18 protein-coding genes and 1 pseudogene are annotated in these 19,853 nt (G+C 60.0%); 13 read left to right on the forward strand and 6 right to left on the reverse strand.

Annotation, left to right across the window (positions count from 1 at the left end; translation table 11 throughout):
- Positions 1-49 precede the first annotated feature (49 nt).
- The 4 genes and pseudogenes from BM269_RS25645 (at position 50) to BM269_RS25665 (ending at position 3,468) form a co-directional block, all read left to right on the forward strand.
- Positions 50-733 carry a DUF6088 family protein gene (locus tag BM269_RS25645; RefSeq protein WP_090444458.1) on the forward strand — a complete coding sequence of 228 codons (684 nt, stop codon included), beginning with the start codon at positions 50-52 and terminating at the stop codon, positions 731-733.
- A 125-nt stretch (positions 734-858) separates the two neighbouring features.
- Positions 859-1,788 (forward strand): annotated as a pseudogene (locus BM269_RS25650) (nucleotidyl transferase AbiEii/AbiGii toxin family protein).
- A 27-nt stretch (positions 1,789-1,815) separates the two neighbouring features.
- Positions 1,816-2,445, forward strand: a complete 630-nt coding sequence (locus tag BM269_RS25655) for an acyl-CoA-binding protein (protein ID WP_090444199.1) — start codon at positions 1,816-1,818, stop codon at positions 2,443-2,445.
- A gap of 753 nt (positions 2,446-3,198) precedes the next feature.
- Complete coding sequence (locus BM269_RS25665) at positions 3,199-3,468, forward strand: hypothetical protein (protein ID WP_090444204.1); 270 nt, start codon at positions 3,199-3,201, stop codon at positions 3,466-3,468.
- Between the two features lie 87 nt (positions 3,469-3,555).
- Here the strand turns inward: BM269_RS25665 and BM269_RS25670 are convergent, their stop codons facing one another.
- Together BM269_RS25670 and BM269_RS25675 are read right to left on the reverse strand one after the other, a co-directional pair.
- Entirely contained in the window at positions 3,556-3,972 is a 417-nt protein-coding gene (locus BM269_RS25670) for an organic hydroperoxide resistance protein (RefSeq protein WP_090444207.1), read from the reverse strand.
- A gap of 31 nt (positions 3,973-4,003) precedes the next feature.
- Positions 4,004-4,975: an alpha/beta fold hydrolase gene (locus BM269_RS25675; RefSeq protein ID WP_090444210.1), complete on the reverse strand. Its 972-nt coding sequence runs from the start codon at positions 4,973-4,975 to the stop codon at positions 4,004-4,006.
- Positions 4,976-5,093: 118 nt separating this feature from the next.
- On the opposite strand from BM269_RS25675, the gene BM269_RS25680 reads away from it, so the two are divergent.
- Both BM269_RS25680 and BM269_RS25685 read left to right on the forward strand, forming a co-directional pair.
- Positions 5,094-5,546 carry a MarR family winged helix-turn-helix transcriptional regulator gene (locus tag BM269_RS25680; RefSeq protein ID WP_090444213.1) on the forward strand — a complete coding sequence of 151 codons (453 nt, stop codon included), beginning with the start codon at positions 5,094-5,096 and terminating at the stop codon, positions 5,544-5,546.
- Positions 5,547-5,637: 91 nt separating this feature from the next.
- Complete coding sequence (locus tag BM269_RS25685) at positions 5,638-8,490, forward strand: PAS domain-containing protein (RefSeq protein WP_090444216.1); 2,853 nt, start codon at positions 5,638-5,640, stop codon at positions 8,488-8,490.
- Here the strand turns inward: BM269_RS25685 and BM269_RS25690 are convergent.
- Positions 8,487-9,269, reverse strand: a complete 783-nt coding sequence (locus BM269_RS25690) for an EAL domain-containing protein (protein ID WP_090444220.1) — start codon at positions 9,267-9,269, stop codon at positions 8,487-8,489. The genes BM269_RS25685 and BM269_RS25690 overlap by 4 nt on opposite strands.
- 33 nt (positions 9,270-9,302) lie before the next feature.
- Complete coding sequence (locus BM269_RS25695) at positions 9,303-10,034, reverse strand: glutathione S-transferase family protein (protein WP_090444223.1); 732 nt, start codon at positions 10,032-10,034, stop codon at positions 9,303-9,305.
- Between the two features lie 104 nt (positions 10,035-10,138).
- Between BM269_RS25695 and BM269_RS25700 the strand changes: the two genes are divergently transcribed.
- Together BM269_RS25700 and BM269_RS25705 are read left to right on the forward strand one after the other, a co-directional pair.
- The gene (locus BM269_RS25700) at positions 10,139-11,053 is read left to right on the forward strand and encodes a LysR substrate-binding domain-containing protein (protein WP_090444226.1); all 915 of its coding nucleotides are present in this window, start codon (positions 10,139-10,141) and stop codon (positions 11,051-11,053) included.
- An 8-nt stretch (positions 11,054-11,061) separates the two neighbouring features.
- A complete protein-coding gene (locus BM269_RS25705; RefSeq protein ID WP_090444229.1) occupies positions 11,062-11,838 on the forward strand; it encodes a pseudouridine synthase in 777 nt (258 codons plus the stop codon).
- Here BM269_RS25705 and BM269_RS25710 read toward each other — a convergent pair.
- Positions 11,764-12,660, reverse strand: coding sequence for a 5'-nucleotidase (locus tag BM269_RS25710; RefSeq protein WP_090444232.1), 897 nt, complete (start codon positions 12,658-12,660; stop codon positions 11,764-11,766). The two genes, BM269_RS25705 and BM269_RS25710, sit on opposite strands and share 75 nt — an antisense overlap.
- Before the next feature lie 142 nt (positions 12,661-12,802).
- Here BM269_RS25710 and BM269_RS25715 point away from each other — a divergent pair, with 142 nt between their 5' ends.
- Positions 12,803-13,009 (forward strand): hypothetical protein, encoded by a 207-nt coding sequence (locus tag BM269_RS25715; protein WP_139232872.1) that lies wholly within the window; start codon positions 12,803-12,805, stop codon positions 13,007-13,009.
- 39 nt (positions 13,010-13,048) lie between these two features.
- Complete coding sequence (locus BM269_RS25720; protein WP_090444237.1) at positions 13,049-14,059, forward strand: helix-turn-helix transcriptional regulator; 1,011 nt, start codon at positions 13,049-13,051, stop codon at positions 14,057-14,059.
- Here BM269_RS25720 and BM269_RS25725 read toward each other — a convergent pair.
- A complete protein-coding gene (locus tag BM269_RS25725; protein WP_090444241.1) occupies positions 14,054-14,374 on the reverse strand; it encodes a hypothetical protein in 321 nt (106 codons plus the stop codon). The two genes, BM269_RS25720 and BM269_RS25725, sit on opposite strands and share 6 nt — an antisense overlap.
- Positions 14,375-14,519: 145 nt before the next feature.
- On the opposite strand from BM269_RS25725, the gene BM269_RS25730 reads away from it, so the two are divergent.
- The 3 genes from BM269_RS25730 to BM269_RS25740 are packed head-to-tail and all read left to right on the forward strand — an operon-like array spanning position 14,520 to position 19,841.
- Entirely contained in the window at positions 14,520-15,842 is a 1,323-nt protein-coding gene (locus BM269_RS25730; RefSeq protein ID WP_090444244.1) for a BNR repeat-containing protein, read from the forward strand.
- A 29-nt stretch (positions 15,843-15,871) separates the two neighbouring features.
- Positions 15,872-18,706 carry a TonB-dependent receptor gene (locus tag BM269_RS25735; RefSeq protein WP_090444247.1) on the forward strand — a complete coding sequence of 945 codons (2,835 nt, stop codon included), beginning with the start codon at positions 15,872-15,874 and terminating at the stop codon, positions 18,704-18,706.
- Positions 18,707-18,719: 13 nt separating this feature from the next.
- A complete protein-coding gene (locus tag BM269_RS25740) occupies positions 18,720-19,841 on the forward strand; it encodes a glycoside hydrolase family 88/105 protein (RefSeq protein WP_090444250.1) in 1,122 nt (373 codons plus the stop codon).
- The last annotated feature ends 12 nt before the right edge of the window (positions 19,842-19,853 follow it).

Consider the following 19,853-nt stretch of genomic DNA (forward strand, 5'->3'; position numbering starts at 1 on the left):
GAGTTGGTCTGTCCGGAAAATGTATATAATTATCGGACAGGAGGCCCGAATGTCCGAGCTCAAATCTGCGATATTCGCTTTGATAAGCAAAGCAAGCCCAGGTCACGTCTGGGTGCCAAACGATTTCGCTCATCTTGGCGGCCGTGATGCCATCGACAAGACCTTGCAACGGATGGTGCAAGCAGGGGATCTGCGGCGGATTGATAGGGGCTTATACGACCGCCCTAAAGTCAACCGCTTGACCAAGCGATTGGCGTCTCCTGACTACCGTGCGGTTGCAGAAGCTATCGCACGGCAAAACCAAGCTCGTCTCCTTGTAGACGGTATGACTGCTGCTAACGACCTTGGCTTGACTGATGCCGTACCAGCGCGCGTGACCATCCACACGGATTCACGCCGTCGATCCATTCAATTGGAAAAGTTGGTCATCGAATTTAAACTAACGGCGCCTAGCCGTCTTTATTGGGCGGGACGGCCTGCCATGCGCGTCGTACAGGCGCTGCACTGGCTGAAGGACATGCTCCCCACCGAACGGCAAAAGATCCTTGCGAAGCTCGGCAAGATTTTGAAAGATCCAGCTCATGGCGATGCAATCCGTCACGATTTGCACGAAGGATTTAGCGTGTTGCCAGGCTGGATGCAAAATCTGCTTCGCGAAATCCCAGAGTTCGATTCGCATATTGCGGCAACTGGAAGCCGGCCTGCCAGTGATAAGCAGGGAGAGGCAATTTGAACTCGGCGTTCAATGAGGTTATCACTGCGAGCGATAACGATCGGCGAGAATTGTTTCTTGGAGCGGCTGCGCGACTTGGCACAGCCGTACAAAATGTCGAAAAGGACTTCTGGGTTTCCTGGACATTGGACGCGCTTTTCAACGGCCTCAGTAAGGAGGGGCCACGCCTGTTATTCAAAGGCGGAACCTCACTTTCGAAAGCGTTCGGCTTGATATCGCGATTTTCCGAGGATATCGACATCACGGTGTTTCGTGACGACTTGGGGCAGCCTGCCTAAGTCGCAGACCTCGATGCTTTAAGTGGAAAGCAGCGCCGCATGCGCCTTGCCGCAATTAGGCAAGCGTGCCAGGCATTCATTGCGGGGCCGATGGCGGAGCAACTCAACCAAATTGCTGCGAACGTAATGCCGCAAGATCGCTTCCAGGTCGAGCTTGACCAGGACGACCCTGACGGACAGACTTTATTATTATGGTATCCGCCTGTTGCAAACGATGGTGGGGACTATATTCGTTCCGCCGTAAAAATTGAGGCAGGTGCAAAGTCAGCACTTGATCCTCATACCGCAGCTACGGTAACTCCATATGTGAACGAAGATCTTTCCGATATCGAGCTAGCCGTATCGAAGGTCATTACTGTAAAGCCTGAACGAACCTTCTGGGATAAAGTAATGATCCTTCATGGCTTGCGGCAGTGGCACGACCGACGCGGGGAACTCAGGCAAGGAGGCCAGCGCGTATCGCGACACTACTACGATGTGCATCAACTAATGCAGGCCAACTTGAAAGATGACTGGCAGGCCGATCATGCGTTGGCGGCTGATTGTGCATCGCATGCAAGGCTCTTCTTCGGAAGTGCGGATCTTGGATTGGATAGCGCCGCGCCAGGCACGTTTACCTTGGTCCCAAGTGCAGCGATGCGAGATGAATTGCACCGCGATTATGCCGCTATGGCAGGAATGATATTTGGGGCAGTTCCGTCGTTTGCTGACGTGCTACAAAGTGCGGAGCAATTTGAGCGGATCGTAAATGCAGGGAACTCCCTCGCATCTACCTGATCAGTCCTCCCGGACCAAACATTCGCCATGTTCAATCTATTCAAGAAAAAGCCGCCGATAACGACTCTTCGGCTTTACGCGCTTCAAAAGCAGGGCGACGACTACATCCAACGCCCGCAACTGCTCAAAGGTGTCTTTGCCGCTTGGAAAAGCGTGACAGGAACTTTGCCCGAAGACTTCGATATTGATGGCCCTTACGGAATAGCGAAAGGTCGCACTGTAGGCCTGAAGTCCTTTCTATCGAAACTCCAAAAAAAGGGGCATTCGGCATACCACGGTTATACCGGAGTCCACGAGGACCATGGCGGATTGCACGTGAGCTTTTTTGAGGCCCCACCGTATAGCGCTGCCTTTGTCGAGATTGTGCTGTGGTTGTATGAGCCGAACGCTGTGGATGCTGCTGTTGAAATGGTTAGGCAGCTATTGGCGATGCACAAAATTGATTACGGTTACCTAATCGAACTTCCGCATGACCATGACCCAGTTAGCGAGCCGCGAATCAAACGTGGCATCTTGGGCACGAGCATATCTGTGGGGAACAATTCGCTGAACAAGTGGCATCGACAAGTGCAGACACTGCAAGACGGACTCGTACGAGATATATATTCGCTCAACTTCCTGAATGCCAAACAGGTCGAGCAAATAACTCACCTCTAAATCCTGGATTCGGTGGACATTGCTGGTGATCTGGTCGTTCTGAGGTTTGATGACCCGTTAGAAAGACGCAGAGTTAGGGAATTGCAGTCCTGCTCGATCGCAAACTGATTACGGCGCGAACTGCCTGACGTCAAGGCCCCCGTTCCGTGGGCTTATTTGTGGGCTAAAGTATGGGAAGTAAGGGGAATATCCAGGGGGGGGCGAATCCCCCTCTCTCCGCCACAGATGTTATAAGGGCCGCGTTCGAGCGGCCCTTTTCATTTGTATTATTCCCGTACCTGCGCCAGCAAGTTTAACCACGCGGTATATTGGCGAGTCGATCGCACTGGGCCAGCATCCCGGAGAGAATGCTATCTGCAACGTCTCCTGGGTACCCTGGAGGGAGCATGTCCCAAACTGCTTCAGCAACTACGGGCGCGTGGACCAAGACCTCCTCAATGAGCTCCTCAGCGACGCGGGCGCCAAGCCCCACCTGTCGGGCCATAGCGGACCAGTGGCGACGCATGATTCGATCAATGAAGTAGTAATTCTCACTGCCGCGGATTGCCATTGCGAGCTTGGCTTCTTGGCGCGCGAGGGAGAGCAGAAGTTGGGATGCTGTATCCGCCAAAGGATTTTACAAAGGCCGCTTTCAAGCGGCATATTTCATTTACACTATCCCGGCCATTCAAGCTTCCCGAATGTTCGGGCCCAGGCATTTCTGTTGTCGACGCCAATAAATAGCAGCGGGGCCTGCGCAATTAATAAACCAACATGAACAGCGAATACCAAGCGATCATCACGTTCCTTCTCGCGGGAGCTGCGCTAATTCACCTGGTAACGAAACGCTCTGGAAGCGGTAAATCGAACATGGGCTGGATTGCCTTCTTTGTTCTTGGCGTACCGATTGTGGGTATGGGTGTGGCGAGTATCACGGGAAGCGAGAGGCTTGTTTGGATCTTTGGCCTGTTGCTCATGCTCGCGGCACCGTTGTGGTTCTTCATTGCCATCATTGCCAAGATTGTCCGCCACCTGAAAAAATAACATTCGACCTTCTGGTTGAACCCCTTTCTCTCTGCCGGAAACGTTGCACGATGAAGGTAGGCCGCCCGACGGAAGGCCTTTTCCTTCTTACACCAGGTTGATGGTCACATCGATATTCCCGCGCGACATTTTCGAGTACGGGCAAATCTGGTGCGCAGTCTCAATCAGCTCTTGCGCGACTTCTCGGGCCAGGCCGGGCAGGCATACATTGAGGCGCGCTTGCAATTGGAAGCCGCCCTCATTGGTGCCCAGGTCGACCTCGGCGTCGACAGCTATATCGGCGGGCAACAGCACGCGCTTGTCTTTTGCCGCGCGCCCCAGGGCGCCGATAAAGCAGGCCGACCAGCCGGCTGCGAACAACTGTTCCGGATTGGTGCCAAGCCCGTTGGAGCCAGGTGGCGACAGTTTGATGTCGAGGCGGCCATCGTCGCTGCGGGCAGCGCCATCGCGGCCGCCGGTGGTGCGGGTCTTGCCGGTATAGAGGACGTTTTCAACTTTGCTCATGGTGCATTCCTTTCGGTTGGTTGGGTAGGAATCAAAGGTGGTCGACTGCGATCACGGCGTCGGCAAAGGCGCGCGGCGCTTCCTGCGGCAGGTTGTGGCCGACGCCGCCCGAGATCAGTTGGTGTTTGTACTTGCCGGTGAATCGCTTCGCATAGCTCGCTGGATCAGGATGCGGGGCGCCGTTGGCGTCGCCTTCCATGGTGATGGTCGGCACTGTGATGGCTGGAAAGGTTGCGAGGCGCGCTTCCAGGCCCTCATACTGTGCTTCGCCCTGGGCCAGGCCGAGGCGCCAGCGGTAGTTGTGGACGGTGATTGCAGCATGGTCCGGGTTTTCCAGCGCGGCGGCACTGCGGTCGAAAGTCTTGTCATCGAAGCGCCATTGTGGCGACGCGGTCTGCCAGATCAATTTGGCGAAATCGCGGTGGTTCTTTTCGTAGCCGATGCGGCCGCGCTCCGTGGCGAAGTAGAACTGGTACCACCATTGCTGTTCTGCGTTCGGGGGAAGGGGATTCTTGCCTGCTTCCTGGCTGCCGATCAAATATCCGCTAACCGAGACCAGGCCTTTCACGCGCTGCGGCCACAATGCGGCGACGATGTCGGCGGTACGCGCGCCCCAGTCATAGCCGGCCAGGATGGCTTTGTCGATCTTCAGCGCGTCCATCAGTGCCACGGTATCGGCGGCCAGCGCGGCAGGTTCGCCATTGCGCACGGCGTTCGGATCGCGGAAGCGCGTCGAGCCATAACCGCGCAGGTGCGGAACGATCACGCGGTAGCCGGCTTTGGTCAGCATCGGCACGACATCGACGTAGCTGTGGATGTCGTAGGGCCAGCCGTGCAGCAGGATCACGACCGGGCCAGTGGCAGGGCCTTCATCGACGTAGCCGACATTTAACGGGCCGGCGTCAATTTGCTTGATCGACTGGAAGGTAGCGAGTTCCGCTTCTGCTGCATGGGACTGGGCTGCAAAGGCAAACACGAGGGCGGCGAGGATCAGTTTTTTCATTTAGTGCTCCAATTTGGTTATCGAGATAATGATTTGCGAGGTAACTATATCCCGGTCCACGCCGCTTTTCAAGTACGATAATAATTATTTTGATAATTAATTTCGGTGAGGATGTCAGATGAGCAATAAAACCGACGCGCGCAGGGCCCGCCTTGGCGACTTCATGTGCTTTGCTATTTACTCGACCAACCTGGCCTATTCGCGTGTGTACAAGCCCGTGCTGGAGCAGCTCGGGCTGACCTACCCGCAATACGTCACCATCATCTGCCTGTGGGAGGAAGACCAGCAGACGGTGAAGGGCTTGAGCGAAAAGCTGTTCCTGGAACCGAGCACCATGACCCCCATGCTGAAGCGCCTGGAAGCGATGGGCTATGTGACCCGGGAACGGGACAGCGAAGATGAGCGCAGTGTGCGCGTGTCGTTGACCGATGCCGGCCGCGATCTGCGTGAAAAGGCCTTCGCTTATCGCGAGATTACCGCCAAGGCGGCCGGGCTGTCGCCGGAGGAGTTTGGCGTGCTGCAAAAAGCGATCGTCAACCTGCGCACCAATTTGATAAACGCTTCCGCTTAACGCTGCACAACGGCGGGTTGTCTGTGGCGTGCCCGGTTCGCCGATTCTTGTATGATGGCCCGAGCTACCGTTCCTTACCGGGCCAAGTTCCATGGTGGAGTTAAACGAAGCATTGGTGGAGTTGATTCCTTGCGCTGCGCTGCTGTACTCCAGCGCGGGAAAGATTCTTTCCGCCAACCAGATGTTTTGCGAACTGGTCGGCTATACGCCGAATGAGCTGGCAGACCGCCAGATTGCCGATCTGGCAGCCGGCGACGAGCGGCAGATCGAGACTGCCGTCTGGCTCACCGAACTTGCCACCAAAAGCGGCGCAACCGTCCAGTGCGAGGTGGCGCGCAAATGCCTGAACGGCGAACGGGCAGAGCAATGCCTGGCGCTAATGCGCAAGTTCAATCCGCACAGCGATAGCGAACTGATCCTTCATGCAATCGATGAAGGCTTCGTTCTGCTCGACCGCAACTTCCGCATCCTGCGCATCAACGATGAAGCGCTGCGTATCGATGGCAGGCCGCGTGGTGAACTCATCGGAAGAATGCATTGGGAAGCCTGGCCGGGTTCGGAGCAACTGCCGATTGCCGAAGCTTACCGAAAGGCGATGCGCGAACGCAGCACGGCAACGGTCGAACAACTGGTCCATCGCGATGGATCGGACATATGGATTGAAGCGCGGGTATTTCCGGTGGAGGATGGACTCGCTGTGTTCTTTCGCGATATCACGGTGCGCAAGCTGGCCGAGCGAACGGTACGCGATAGTGAAGAGCGTTTCCGTTCGATCGCAGATGCGATTCCACAGATCGTGTGGTCGGCACGCCCGGATGGATTTCTTGACTATTTCAACCACCAGTTGACCGACTACGTAGGCTTGGACCAGGACCAGTTCCGGGGCGATGCCTGGGTTACCTTGCTGCATCCGGATGACGTGCCTGGAATGACTGCAAGCTGGCAGCAAAGCCTGGCAACGGGGGAACCTTACCAGGCCGAGTATCGCCTGCGCCATCGCTCCGGCGAGTATCGCTGGACGCTTGCACGTGCCCGGCCGGTGCGCGATGAGAAGGGCAATGTCGTGCGCTGGATGGGCACGTCCACCGACATCAACGACAGCATGGGCATGCGGGTAGCGTTGCGCGACACCCAGTCCCGTCTTGAAGCCGCGCTGACCGCTGCCGAAATCGGCACCTGGACCTGGGACATCCAGCCCGACCGCGTGCACGCGGATGCGAACCTGGCGGCCATGATCGGCGTCACGCCGGAGATTGCGGATGGCGGGCCGATCGATGCCTACTATGCGGTTGTGCATCCCGAGGATGTTGACGCGGTGCGGGCTGGGATCGATCGGTCCGTGGCCACCAGCCTGCCGTATGACGAGAGCTTCCGCGTCCGCACCCCTGGTGGCGAGGTTCGTTTCATGCATGCCAGGGGCGTGGTGACAACTGACGAAGAAGGCAAGCCGCGGCGCATGTCGGGCGCGGTGGTGGATGTCACGCGCCAGCAGGTTGCGGAAGAGGCGTTGCGATCCAGCGAGCTGACTTTCCGCACGCTGGCCGACAATATCTCGCAACTGGCCTGGATGGCTGATAGCGACGGCTACATCTTCTGGTACAACAATCGATGGTTCGACTACACCGGAACCACGCTGGACGAGATGAAGGGCTGGGGATGGTCGAAAGTACATCATCCGGACCATGTGGAACGCGTCGTTGACTATTTCCGCAAGCGGATCGTGGAGCAGCAGGAAGACTGGGAGGATACCTTTCCTTTGCGTGGCGCCGATGGCCAGTACCGCTGGTTCCTTTCGCGCGCGCTGCCGATCCGGGATGAACATGGCCATGTGGTGCGCTGGCTGGGCACCAACACCGATATCACCTTGCAGCGCGAGGCCGACCAGCGCAAGGACGATTTCCTTGCATTGCTGGCGCACGAGTTGCGCAGTCCGTTGGCGCCTATCAGTACGGCGGCGCAGCTGTTGAAGATGGGCGGGCGCAATCCGGAATACGTCCAGCGCTCCACCGCAATCATCGATCGCCAGGTCAAGCATATGTCGGAGCTGGTCGACGATTTGATGGACGTGTCACGCGTGACGCGCGGACTGGTGTCGATCGAGAAGGAAGAGGTGGCGGTGTCGGACGTGGTCGCCAGGGCGGTGGAGCAATCGCGTCCACTGATCGAGTCGCGCAAGCAGCAGTTGGTGCTGGACGCTCCTGACGATGGCACGTGCGTGCTGGGCGACGATACGCGTCTGGTGCAAGTGCTGGCCAACCTGTTGAACAATTCGGCCAAATACACGCAGCAGGGCGGACGCATCGTGCTGAGGGTGGAGACGCGCGACGGGCACGTCATCATCAGCGTTGCCGACAACGGCATGGGCATGGATGCCGACTTGCTGCCGCGCGTTTTCGACCTGTTTGCGCAGGCGGAGCTCACGCCTGACCGCCGCGGCGGCGGGCTGGGACTCGGGCTGGCGCTGGTAAAAAGTATCGTGGCGCTGCACGGCGGACAGATGAATGCTCTCAGTGCTGGGCGCGGCAAGGGAAGTACCTTCACTGTCACCTTGCCGCTGCCGCATACCGTCAGCGTGGCACGGCCTTTGAACATCCTGCTCGTGGACCGCACGGACGATGGCGATGAGGCACTGCCAGCTGCACTGGAGGCGGAAGGCCATATGGTTGCCTTGTGCCCGGACGAGGCATCAGCCCTGGCCGCTGCGCGCGACTTGCATCCGGACGCGGTCCTGATCAGGACCGATCTGCCAGGTGTCGAGGGGTATGACCTGGCGCGGCAGCTGCGTGCGATGCACCCCGACGAGCAGGCTACCTACGTCGCCTTGAGCGACTCGGACCAGTCGCACGACAAGGTGATCGCGCGCGGCGCCGGTTTCGACCATCTGCTGGAACGTCCTGTCGCCATTGGTTTGCTGCGCAAGATCCTGCCGATGGCAAACAACTAGGCGGCAAGGCGATCGACGCTGCGCCCGGCATTTTCCTGTAGCCGCACCTGTGCGCCGGTACGGGCGGCCGCCTCGCGTAGGGCGGGAGTGTCGTCCTTGACGAGGATGTCGACGTTCAGCGCGGCGGCCTGCGCCAGCACGTTCGTCAGATCGGCGGCAGTGGCGCCGTGCAGGCTGGCGATGCGCACCGAATCTACGCGGGCGTGGCCGAAAACGGACGGCAGCTGGAGTGCGGTGGCGACTTTCACCGAGATCCGGAAGCCGTTGCGGCGGTAGTTGTCAGCCACGTAGTTCAGCATCCAGTTCTGGCGCGCGTTTACTGCGGGAAGTTGCAACACGATCCGGTCGAGCGGCAGGCCAAGCGAGTCGAGGATGCGGCGGAAGGCCATGCCGTGATTGCTGCTGACGGCGCTAAGCAGGCGGTCGTGCACGTTCAGGTGCAGGGTGTGGGCACCCTGGCCAGCGTTGCGGAAGAAGTTGATGGCGTGCAGCGTGCGGCACAGGCGGTCCAGCGCCACGGATTCGTCGTCGCTGGCCGCGCCATCGAGGTACGTCCAGATGGGCAAGCCGCGGTCTTCTTCCGCCACGCCGCGCACCCGGCCCGCATAGCCGCTGATTTCACCGCTGCCAAGCTCGCGGATCGGGTGGAAGGCGCTACCCAGCCAGCAGTTGAAGATGTGGCCCTGCACTTCGCCATCGCCGCTTAGGCGCAGGCTGCTGGAAGGCGCCTCGCCGGTCGCAAGACGCTCCAGGTAGGCATTCAAGGCTGGGTAGCTCATTTCGGGCTCCTCGGAGTGACGTGGGAGGCCAGTCTACGCCGCGGCGAGTGTCGAAGTGAACGAAGCTTTCGACATATCCAATTGCGTAATACTCAGATGGCCGCGGAAGCCGCCGCTGCTGTGCGCAGTGCCGTTTGCTTCGATGTCCAGGGCGAAGCGCACTGCCGGGTCTTGCGCCAGCTTGCGCATATAGCGCGCCAGGTTGGGATAGCCTTCTTCCAGCGTCAACACTTTGTGATACTCGGCCCAGCGGCCAATTGCGAACAGGTAGGCATCCGCGACGGTCGGCCTGGTACCGCCCAGCAGCCAATTGCGGCCATCGAGCAACTGGTCGAGGTAGGCATATTCCGCGCGCACGCTGTCCTCGCCGTATTTGCGCAGTACCGGCTTGACCGCGGGATCGTCAATGCCGGCGTCATACAGTTTCCACAGGGGCGCGAAGGCTGCAAACAAGTCGGTCACCAGGTAGGACAGCATCGACGCGAGGCGGTCGGCATCGGGCGTGCCGGGGGCGAAGCCAAGTCCCGTCGCCGCGCCGCGCTGGCCGATGTGCTGCAGGATCGCCAGGCTTTCGGTCAGGCTGTCGCCATGCGCGGTCAGCATGGCCGGGGTTTTCATGCGTGGGTTCACCTGTGCGAATTGCTGCGGCCATTTGTCCATCATTTCGATGCGGACCAGGTGGTAAGGCTGGCCAAGCCATTCCGATGCGATGACCGATGCCAGGGAGCAGCCACTCGGTACGCCGTAAAAAATGATTGGTTCCATTCGTTTTCTCCATGTGATTGATTGGTAGGGAAAATATACGGGCGTGAACGATGGTGGAAAAGATGGTCTAATGTGGATTCAAAGTCTCCATTTGTGGACGGTTCATGCGGAACTTGAACGATTATTATTTTTTTGTGCAGGTGGTGGAGCAGGGCGGCTTTGCCCAGGCGGCGCGCCACACGGGAGCTCCCAAATCAACCTTGGCCAAGCGCGTGGCGGCCCTGGAAGCGGAGCTGGGCGTGAGGCTGATCCAGCGCACTTCCCGCCGCTTCATGGTGACGGAGCTGGGGCAGCAGTTTTACCGGCACGCGGCTGCCATGCTGATTGAGGCAGATGCGGCTGAAGACGTGGTGAAGGGGCGGCTGGCCGAGCCTAGCGGCACGGTAAGGATTACCGCTTCGGTGCCGACGGCGCAGACCATACTGGCCAAGGCGCTGGTCGACCTTGCCGCGGCGTACCCGAAGATCCATGTGTCGCTGCACGTGACTGACCGCTTTGTCGACATGGTGCAGGAAGGCTTTGATATCGCGGTGCGCGACCATTTCGCTCCATTGCCGGATTCAGGGCTGGTGCAGCGGCGCGTCGCATGCGAGCCGGTTTGTCTTGTCGCATCGCCGGCATACCTGGCTGCGCGCGGCACGCCGCAATTGCCGCAAGAGCTGGAGCAGCACGCGGGGCTGATGAGCAGCATGGCCGGCGGCTCGTGGCGCTTGGAGAACGATCAAGGTGCATCGGTGGAAGTGACTTTGGTAGCGCGCATGCACGCGGATGAATCCACCGTGCTGCTGCGCGCGGCGCAGGAGGGACTGGGTATCGCTTGCCTGCCACTTCGGATGTGCGCGGAGGCGCTTGCCGCAGGCTTGGTGCAGCGCGTATTGCCGGAGTGGCGGGCCGGCACCGTGACCACCACGCTGCTGATGCCGCACCGTCGCGGTCAACTGCCTTCGGTGCGGCTGGTGGCGGATGCGATCGCGCAGCCGGGCGAGGATTTGGGTAGGGCCATGCATGTGGGACAATAGCGCCTGCAATGAAACAGAATCCCCTGACAGAAATCTATCGCGATGAATGCCTGCTGGCGGTGCACAAGCCGGCCGGCCTGCTGGTGCACCGCAGCCCGATCGATCCGCATGAAACCGAATTCGCCTTGCAGTATGCGCGCGAGATGAATGGCGGCGAGTATGTGTATGCCGTGCATAGGCTGGATCGGCCGACCTCCGGCCTGTTGGTCTTTGCGCGCGACCAGCAGACGGCAAGTGTGCTCGGCAAGGCCTTCATGGCCGGCGAAGTGAATAAGCGCTACCTGGCCATGGTGCGGGGATGGGCGCCGGAGGAAGGGTTTATCGACCATCCGCTGCGCGAAGAGCCTGAAGACCGCCGTTGCAAGGATGAAGAAGCGCCGATACGTGAGGCGGTGACGCGCTACCGCCGGCTGGCGGTGACCGAGATCCCGGTCGCCATCGAAGGCTATAGCAGCAGCCGTTATAGCCTGGTGGAGCTATTTCCGGAAACCGGCCGCCGCCACCAGTTGCGGCGCCATATGAAGCACATCAGCCATCCGATCATCGGCGATGCGAATCACGGGCGCGGGCGCCATAACCGGTATTTCGCGGAACGCTTCGGCTCTGGGCGGCTCATGCTGGCCGCTGTAGGCATGTCGTTCAGGCATCCGGTGACAGGCGCGCTGCTTGAGCTCAGCGCCGCTCCGGAAGCCAGTTTCCGGCAGGTGCTGTCAATTTTCCCCCGCGATAGCGGCATTCGCGATGCCGTAGGGGACGTGCCCGGTTGGGACGAACTCGCGCGCTGAATCGCAATGCATGGTCTGGTCGTCGAAAAAGATATCGGCGCCAAAGGCTTTGAGGAAAGCGCCTTTCGGCATCCCGCCGAGGAATAGCGCTTCGTCGATGCGGATGTCCCAGGCGCGCAGGGTGCGGATCACGCGTTCGTGCGCCGGTGCCGAACGGGCGGTGACTAAGGCGGTGCGGATCGGTGCATCATCGGTGTCGTGCGCTGCCTGGATCGCGTGCAGCGCGCCAAGGAAATTCTTGAACGGGCCTCCCGGCATTGGGTCGCGTGCGGCTTGCCTTTCATTACGGGCAAAGGCGTCCAGGCCAAGCTGCTTGTAAATGCGTTCGGAATCGTCGGAAAACAGCACTGCATCGCCGTCGAAGGCAATGCGCAACTGGCCACTGTCGTCTTCACGGTGGGAAGGCAGGATGGTTGCCGCCGCATAGCCTTGGGCCAGGGATCCGCGTACGTCGTCCGGATTGGTGGACAGGAATAGCTGCGCACCGAAGGCTTCGACATAGCGGTGGGTGCTGGCGCCGGAGCTGAAGGCGGCGCGCTTGATGTCGAGCTGGTAGTGCTCGATGGAGTTGAAAATGCGGATGCCGGTGTCGGCGCTGTTGCGCGACAGGAGCACCACCTCCACCAGCGGCGAGGCGGGCGCGCCCTTGTTCAGCGCCAGAAGCTTGCGCACCAGGTTGAAGGCGGGGCCGGGCTCCAACAGCACATGTTCGTTTTCGCGCTGGTGGGCACAATACGCTGCCACACCCTGCGATTCGAAGACGGCGTGGCTCTCGTCCAGCTGGAACAGGGCCCGCGATGAAATTGCGACGACTAGCTTCATGTTTCCTCCTTGTGTCTATTGTCTCAGACGCTGCGACAGATTGTGTCGCACGGCCTGCGACATATGCTGTCGCAACGGTGGCCAATACTGCTGCATCTTCAGCATGTACAGGAGGCACGGTTTGGGCGAAGGAAAATTCACATTGAACGAAATCGCTGGAGCCATCGATTTCGTGCGCGGGCTGAATGCGGCGCGCGGCGGCTTGCTGGCTTGCCCGGTGTCGCGCTTGCAGGTTCAATACCGGCTAGGCTACCGGCGCGCCTGTGAACTGGCCGGGCGGCTGGAGGAGCTGGACGTGTGGGAGATTGTCGTCACGCCAAGCGGATTGCGGGGCGCACGCATTAAATAATTGCTACAATGAAATTTTTGATAACTTGGCATTAATCGGATGGCTTCCAAAGATTCGATGTTCCGACAGTGGAATATGCTGCGGCTGGTGCCGCGCGCGCCACTCAGCATTACGGCTGCGGAGATTACCGAGCGCCTGGCCCAGGCCGAATACCCGATCGACAAGCGCACGGTCGAACGCGACCTGAAGGCGCTGGAATCGGTGTTTCCCTTGATGGTCGATGAATCGGTCAAGCCATTCAAGTGGAGCTGGCGGCGCGATGGCGCGGTATTCAGCCTGCCCGGCATGTCGGTGCCGGAAGCGTTGACGCTGACGATGGCGGAGCAACAGCTGAAACGGCAGCTGCCGCCTTCGACCCTGGACGCGTTGCAGCCGCACTTTTCCGCTGCGGCCCAGACGCTGGCCGCCGTCGACGACCGTACGCAGACCAAGGCGTGGCTCGGCAAGGTGCGCAGCATTCCGTCCGCGCAACCCTTGCTGCCGGCCGAGGTGGACGAACCATGCCAGCGCACGGTTTATGATGCGCTGATGAAGGACCGCCAGCTCAAGCTGCATTACCAGAAGCGCGATGGTGCGCTGACCGTCTATGAATCGGTCCACCCGCTGGCCATCGTGCAGAAGGCGGGCACGGTCTACCTGGTCTGCCTGTTTTCCGACTATGAGGATGCGCGCACCATTGCGCTGCATCGTGTGAAGCAGGCGGAAATGCTTTATCTGGAAGCGCGCCGCAAAGAGGGCTTCGACATCGATGCCTTTATCGCAGAGGGGCAGTTCGGCATTGCGGACGGTGGCGAGATCCGGCTGCAGGCAGTGTTCGCCCGCGCGGCCGCCGAACACCTGGCTGAAACGCCGTTGAGCAAGGACCAGGTCCTGTACAGCGAGTCGGCAGATCACCTGCGGCTGATCGCCACGGTACCGCGCACCCGCGCCTTGACCTGGTGGCTGCTGGGCTTCGGCGATGGCGTGGTGGTCCACGAACCGGCCGAGCTGCGGGAAGAAATCAGGCAGACGGCCCAACGCATGGCAGCCGCATACCAGGATAAGTCATGAGCGGCGGTGGGGGCGCTTGCCTCGCAGCCGCCGCCACAGGCCGATCAGCCATTCGATGAAGGCGGCCATCGGCTTGCGCAGGAAAGGAACGTCGTAGGAAAGTAACAACAGGCCAAAGGGTATATCCTCCACACCCACGACCGGCAGATATGGGGCCACGATCCCCACTGCGATCAGCGTCAGCGCCAGGGGAATCCTGACCCAGCGCGCGCGGTCGGAGCGCGCCCACTCTATGAAGCGCTTGGCCTTGCCCGGCACTTCATGTTCAAGATCGTCGACCGCATGGTCGAGCTGACGTTTTCCATCCTTAGCCATGGGCCCATATTACTGCGGCTCGGCATTGCGGCGCGCCCGGCTCAAGGTATATCGTTTTGATCTAGAAATTGCGAAAGAATATATAGGTTCCGCATTTCGTTTTCCCTAGAATAGTTTTGGCTTCATTAATGATTGCTACGAAACCATGACATCTATTGCGAGGAAATGGAAGGCAGTGGCCGCGGCGATGTTCGCCGCGTTGTGCTTTCCGGCCGCGCAGGCAATCGAAGTCAGACAATCCATCATTGGCCCGGGTTGGGCCAATAATTCGGTCAATGTAACCGTCTTCCGCAAGAATTCCCTCGCCACGCATGAAGGCGTGCAATACGCCGCCTATTACGACGCCGAGCGTTATGTGGTGCTCGCCAAGCGCCGTGTGGGCAGCGGCGAGTGGACTGTCCAGCGTAGCCGGTACCAGGGCAGGGCGGAGGACGCGCATAACGGCATCAGCATCATGGTTGATGGAGCGGGCTACCTGCACGTGGCGTGGGACCACCACGACAGCTTGTTGCGCTATGCCCGCGGCACGGCGCCGGGCGGGCTGGCGCTAGGCGTGCAGCAGGCGATGGTGGGACGCGATGAAAAAGCGGTGAGCTATCCCGAATTCTATCGCCTGCCCGATGGCGACCTGCTGTTCCTGTATCGCGATGGCGCATCGGGGCGCGGCAACCTGGTGATGAACCGCTATCGCCACGCCAGCGCAAAGTGGGAACGCCTGCAGGACAAACTGATCGACGGCGAGGGACAGCGCAATGCTTATTGGCAGGCCCATGCCGATAGCCGTGGCGTGTTGCACCTGTCCTGGGTGTGGCGCGAGTCGCCGGACGTGGCGAGCAATCATGACCTGGCCTATGCCCGTTCGAGCGACAGCGGCAAGACCTGGGAACATGCAGATGGCACGCCCTACCAACTGCCCATTACCGCGGCCAGCGCGGAGTATGCATTCCGCATTCCGCAGCGCAGTGAGTTGATCAACCAGACTTCGATGGCCGCCGATAGCGAGGGCCATCCTTATATCGCAACGTACTGGCGTGACCAGGACGGCACGGTCCCTCAGTATCGCGTGGTCTTCCATACCGGGCAGCGTTGGGAAGCGCGCCCCTTGCCGCTGCACAGGACGGCATTCAGCCTGTCGGGTGGCGGTACCAAACACATTCCTTTGGCGCGGCCGCAACTACTGCTGACCGATAAGGGCGGCCTGCTGGTGTTTCGCGACGCGGAGCGCGGCAGCAAGGTGTCGGTCGCCGTCATCAAGGATTTCCAATCTTTCCAGTGGTCGGTGCATGACCTGTCTGAAGCCTCGGTCGGCGATTGGGAGCCGACCTTTGACAGCGAATTGTGGAAATCGCGCGGCATCCTGAGCTTGTTCGTCCAGAAGGTGGCGCAGGTGGATGCGGAGGGTATTGCGCAGCGGCCGGCCGAGCCGGTGCGTGTGCTGGACTGGGAGGTGTCAAGGCAGTTTCGTTAAATAAGAAGTTAAAACGGGAGACATATAACATGAGGAAGAAAGAACTGGCATCGCTGCTGCCGTTGGCATTGGCTGCCGCATATGGCCCAGGGGCCATGGCGCAGGAGGCTGCGGAGGCTGCGAACCTGGATCCGGCAAATACCGTGGTGGTGACGGGTTTCCGTTCCAGCCTGCAGAAAGCCCTGAACCTGAAGGCCCAGGCGATCGGCGTGCGCGATTCGATCGTGGCGGAAGACATCGGTAAGTTCCCCGAGTCGAACGTGGCGGAATCGCTGCAGCGTGTGCCTGGCATCATCCTGAACCGCGACGAAAGCTCGGCTGAGGGCCAGCGTATTTCGATCCGCGGCTTGCCGACCGAGTATTCCGTCACCACGCTGAATGGCGCGCCGGTGAATACCACCAGTACCGGTTCCATCGGCAACGCGGCGCGCGGCTTCAACTACGACGTGTTTGCGTCCGAACTGTTTGGCCGCGTGGATTTCTTCAAGTCCCCGCTGGCCGAGCTGCCGGAAGGGGGCATGGGTGGCGTAGTGGACCTGCAGTCTCCGCGTCCGTTCGACAATCCGAAAGGCGCGGTGCGCTATTCGGTGACTGCTGCCTACAACACCATGTCCGAAAAGAGCGACCCCGCCGCCTTTGGGCTGTTCTCAAAGACCTGGGGCAACTGGGGCTTCCTGATCGGCGGTGCGCATTCGAAAGCGATGAACAACCGTTCCGGCTTCGAGGCGACCGGCGGGTATAACAGTTCGGCACGCGGCAGTAAGACGCCGGTCCAGGGCAACTTCGCGATGCAGCTCGATTACGATGATCCGCGCGCCAACCTGTCCGGCTACACGCGCGACCAGGTGGATAATGCGTTCTTGCCGCGCATTTACCGCTTCTACGGTTCTTCCAATGACCGCAGCCGCGACGGCATGGTCTCTTCCTTGCAGTACAAGGACAGCACGCTGAACATCAGCCTGGATACCATGTACTCCAAGCTGAAAAACTCGCGCGACGAGCTGTATTACGGCATCCTGATCCGCAACAGCAAAACCACCAATCCGGGCGCGCCGCCGGGCACCGCCGGCCACAATGGGCTGGTGCCGATCAACGTCCACATCGATCCTGGATCGAACCTGTTGACCGGCACCTTCGGCAATACTTCGTACAGCAGCGGCGTCACCTATAGCGAGGACGAGACGAAGTTCAGTTACGCCTCCCTGAACGCGAACTGGAAGGCTTCCGACAGGCTGGCGCTGACCGCCCAGTTGAGCACCAACAGCAGCAAGGCGCAAAGCTACCAGGACACCTTGTCCGGCCAGATCTTCGGCATCACCTCGACCATCGATTACGGCAGCGACCACGTTTATCCATCGTTGTCTTCGACCAGCGACTACCTGAATCCGGCAAATTATTCCGGTTTCGGCATCGGCACCGGCCTGACGCGCGAAACCGACCGTGGCCGGCAGGGCCGTGTCATCGCGGATTGGGACTACAACTTGTGGGGCGATTGGACCGGCCACCTGAAAACAGGCCTGGTCTATGTGGAAACCGAAAAGGGTGTCCACAAGCGCAATGCCACTTCCGACATGACGACCAAGCTGAATGGCATGGGCAACGCCGGCCTGCGCCAGGGCATGGTATTCGACCTGCCGATCGGTAAGCTGGACATGGGCGACGGCTGGCCGCACCAATTCGGCACCTTCACGCGCGATTACACTTACTCGACCTTCGATCCGCTGGCTTACAACACCGGGTCGACCTTTACGCCAGCGCAAAGCTTCACCGCCACCGAGAAGGTGACGTCGGGCTTTGTGCAATCCGACTTCAAGGGTGAAGTGCTGGGTCATGGGCTGCGCTTGAACGCCGGCGTGCGCTATTCGCGTACCGAGCTGGATATCGACAATTTCAAGAAGACCGGCGCAGGCGGTGCTTACGAGCCTAACCAGGAGAGCGGCTCTTACAGTAATGTGCTGCCGGCCGTCAGCGCTGCGTTTGACGTGACGGAAGACCTGATGTGGCGCGCTTCCTTCGGCAAGACCATCTCGCGTGCTTCGCTGTCGATTATCGCCGCGCAGACCGTGGTGCCGAACCCGTTCGACAACTCGGCCACGGCGGGCAACCCGAACCTGCGTCCGCAGCAGTCGAAGAATATGGACACCAGCCTGGAATGGTACTTCCGCAAAGGCAGCCTGTTGTCGGCTGCCTACTTCCGCAAGGTGCTGACCGATGCGACCGTGTCGAGCACGACCCAGACCACGTTCGGCACATTGGGCTTGCCGGATACCGCGATGGGCGCGATCTTCTATGGCCCGGATGGCCGCGTGGATCCGAACCTGCCGATGACACTGCGGACCTACAGCAACGCCGGCCGCCAGGTACTGAAGGGCTACGAGCTGTCGTACCAGCAGGACTTTGATTTCCTGCCCGCGCCATACAAGGGCTTCGGCATGCTGGCCAGCTTTACGCATATCGACCCGTTCAACAGCCAGAAGTGGATTACCAATGCGGGCAAGGAGATCGAGGTCAACTCGGTGCCGAAGTACGCCTACAGCACCACCGCCTATTACGAGAACGGGCCGCTGGCGATTCGTTTCTCCTACAACTACAAGGGACGCAGCCTGCACGGCGACAATCCGAAGAATAACGGCGATGACCTGATCCGCTGGCGCGCGGCACGCGGCTACCTGGACGGCAATATCAGCTACAAGATCAACGACAACCTGGAACTGCGACTGGACGCTCTGAACCTGTCGAACACGCTGTCGTATGACTATTTCGAGGATGCCACCGGCCAGTACGGCAGCGGCAAGAAGACGCGCATGGACTACGCGAAGTACGATGGCCGGACCATCAAGATCGGCCTGCGCGGCAAGCTGTAACGGAGTCCAGGACATGAAGCTTATATTGATTCTCCTTTTGGCTGCGCTGGGAGGCTGCGCTTCCACGCCTCCTGCGCCGCAGCGGCAGGAGGTCGTCGCCGTCATCGACAAGGTCAACACCTACTGGCAAGCCACTACGCCGGCCAGGGAATGGGCGTTCTGGAACGTGGCGGCCTACCATACCGGCAATATGGAGGCGTACCGCATTACGGGCAGCCAGGCCTACCTGCAGTATTCGCTCGACTGGGCGAAGCATAACCAGTGGCAGGGCGCGAAATCGACCGACAAGAGCCAGTGGAAGCTGGCTTATGGCGAAACCGACGATCATGTGTTGTTCGGCGACTGGCAGATCTGCTTCCAGACGTACGCGGATCTTTATCAACTCGACAAGGATCCGGCCCGCATTGCCCGCGCCCGCGAGGTGATGGAGTACCAGATGTCCACCGCGCGCAACGATTACTGGTGGTGGGCGGACGGGCTGTACATGGTGATGCCGGCGATGGCCAAGTTGTACAACATTACCGGCAATCCGCAGTACTTGGAAAAGCTGCATGAGTATTTCCAGTACTCGAACAGCATCATGTACGACCGGGAGGAAAAGCTGTACTACCGCGACGCGCGCTACGTGTACCCGGGGCACAAGAGCGTCAATGGCCGCAAGGACTTCTGGGCGCGCGGGGATGGTTGGGTGTTTGCCGGGCTGGCGAAGGTGCTGCACGAATTGCCGAAGGATGCGCCGCATCGCGAGGAATACCTGCGCAAATTCCAGGGCATGGCGGCGGCGCTGAAAAAAGCCCAGCAGGATGAGGGCTACTGGACGCGCAGCCTGCTCGATCCGCAGCACGCGCCGGGGCCGGAGACCAGCGGGACTGCGTTCTTCACCTACGGCTACCTGTGGGGCATCAATCACGGCTTGCTGGACCGGGCCGAGTATGCGCCGGTCGCGTTGAAGGGCTGGAGCTACCTGACCCGCACAGCCCTGCAGCCGGACGGCAAGATCGGCTATGTGCAGCCGATTGGCGATCGTGCCATTCCAGGTCAGGTGGTGGACAGGAATTCGACCTCGCATTTCGGCGTGGGGGCGTACCTGTTGGCTGCGGCCGAGATGGTGCGCTACATTGATAACAGCAAATAGAGGGGGCGGGAC

The sequence above is a fragment of the Duganella sp. CF458 genome, from assembly GCF_900113115.1.
Classification (GTDB): Bacteria; Pseudomonadota; Gammaproteobacteria; order Burkholderiales; family Burkholderiaceae_D; genus Rugamonas.

What these genes read in the sequence shown, in the direction of transcription:
- BM269_RS25645 (WP_090444458.1), top strand. Translation starts at nt 50, where the DNA reads ATGTCCGAGCTCAAATCTGCGATATTCGCTTTGATAAGCAAAGCAAGC.
- BM269_RS25655 (WP_090444199.1), top strand. Translation starts at nt 1,816, where the DNA reads ATGTTCAATCTATTCAAGAAAAAGCCGCCGATAACGACTCTTCGGCTT.
- BM269_RS25665 (WP_090444204.1), top strand. Translation starts at nt 3,199, where the DNA reads ATGAACAGCGAATACCAAGCGATCATCACGTTCCTTCTCGCGGGAGCT.
- BM269_RS25670 (WP_090444207.1), bottom strand. Translation starts at nt 3,972, where the DNA reads ATGAGCAAAGTTGAAAACGTCCTCTATACCGGCAAGACCCGCACCACC.
- BM269_RS25675 (WP_090444210.1), bottom strand. Translation starts at nt 4,975, where the DNA reads ATGAAAAAACTGATCCTCGCCGCCCTCGTGTTTGCCTTTGCAGCCCAG.
- BM269_RS25680 (WP_090444213.1), top strand. Translation starts at nt 5,094, where the DNA reads ATGAGCAATAAAACCGACGCGCGCAGGGCCCGCCTTGGCGACTTCATG.
- BM269_RS25685 (WP_090444216.1), top strand. Translation starts at nt 5,638, where the DNA reads ATGGTGGAGTTAAACGAAGCATTGGTGGAGTTGATTCCTTGCGCTGCG.
- BM269_RS25690 (WP_090444220.1), bottom strand. Translation starts at nt 9,269, where the DNA reads ATGAGCTACCCAGCCTTGAATGCCTACCTGGAGCGTCTTGCGACCGGC.
- BM269_RS25695 (WP_090444223.1), bottom strand. Translation starts at nt 10,034, where the DNA reads ATGGAACCAATCATTTTTTACGGCGTACCGAGTGGCTGCTCCCTGGCA.
- BM269_RS25700 (WP_090444226.1), top strand. Translation starts at nt 10,139, where the DNA reads ATGCGGAACTTGAACGATTATTATTTTTTTGTGCAGGTGGTGGAGCAG.
- BM269_RS25705 (WP_090444229.1), top strand. Translation starts at nt 11,062, where the DNA reads ATGAAACAGAATCCCCTGACAGAAATCTATCGCGATGAATGCCTGCTG.
- BM269_RS25710 (WP_090444232.1), bottom strand. Translation starts at nt 12,660, where the DNA reads ATGAAGCTAGTCGTCGCAATTTCATCGCGGGCCCTGTTCCAGCTGGAC.
- BM269_RS25720 (WP_090444237.1), top strand. Translation starts at nt 13,049, where the DNA reads ATGGCTTCCAAAGATTCGATGTTCCGACAGTGGAATATGCTGCGGCTG.
- BM269_RS25725 (WP_090444241.1), bottom strand. Translation starts at nt 14,374, where the DNA reads ATGGCTAAGGATGGAAAACGTCAGCTCGACCATGCGGTCGACGATCTT.
- BM269_RS25730 (WP_090444244.1), top strand. Translation starts at nt 14,520, where the DNA reads ATGACATCTATTGCGAGGAAATGGAAGGCAGTGGCCGCGGCGATGTTC.
- BM269_RS25735 (WP_090444247.1), top strand. Translation starts at nt 15,872, where the DNA reads ATGAGGAAGAAAGAACTGGCATCGCTGCTGCCGTTGGCATTGGCTGCC.
- BM269_RS25740 (WP_090444250.1), top strand. Translation starts at nt 18,720, where the DNA reads ATGAAGCTTATATTGATTCTCCTTTTGGCTGCGCTGGGAGGCTGCGCT.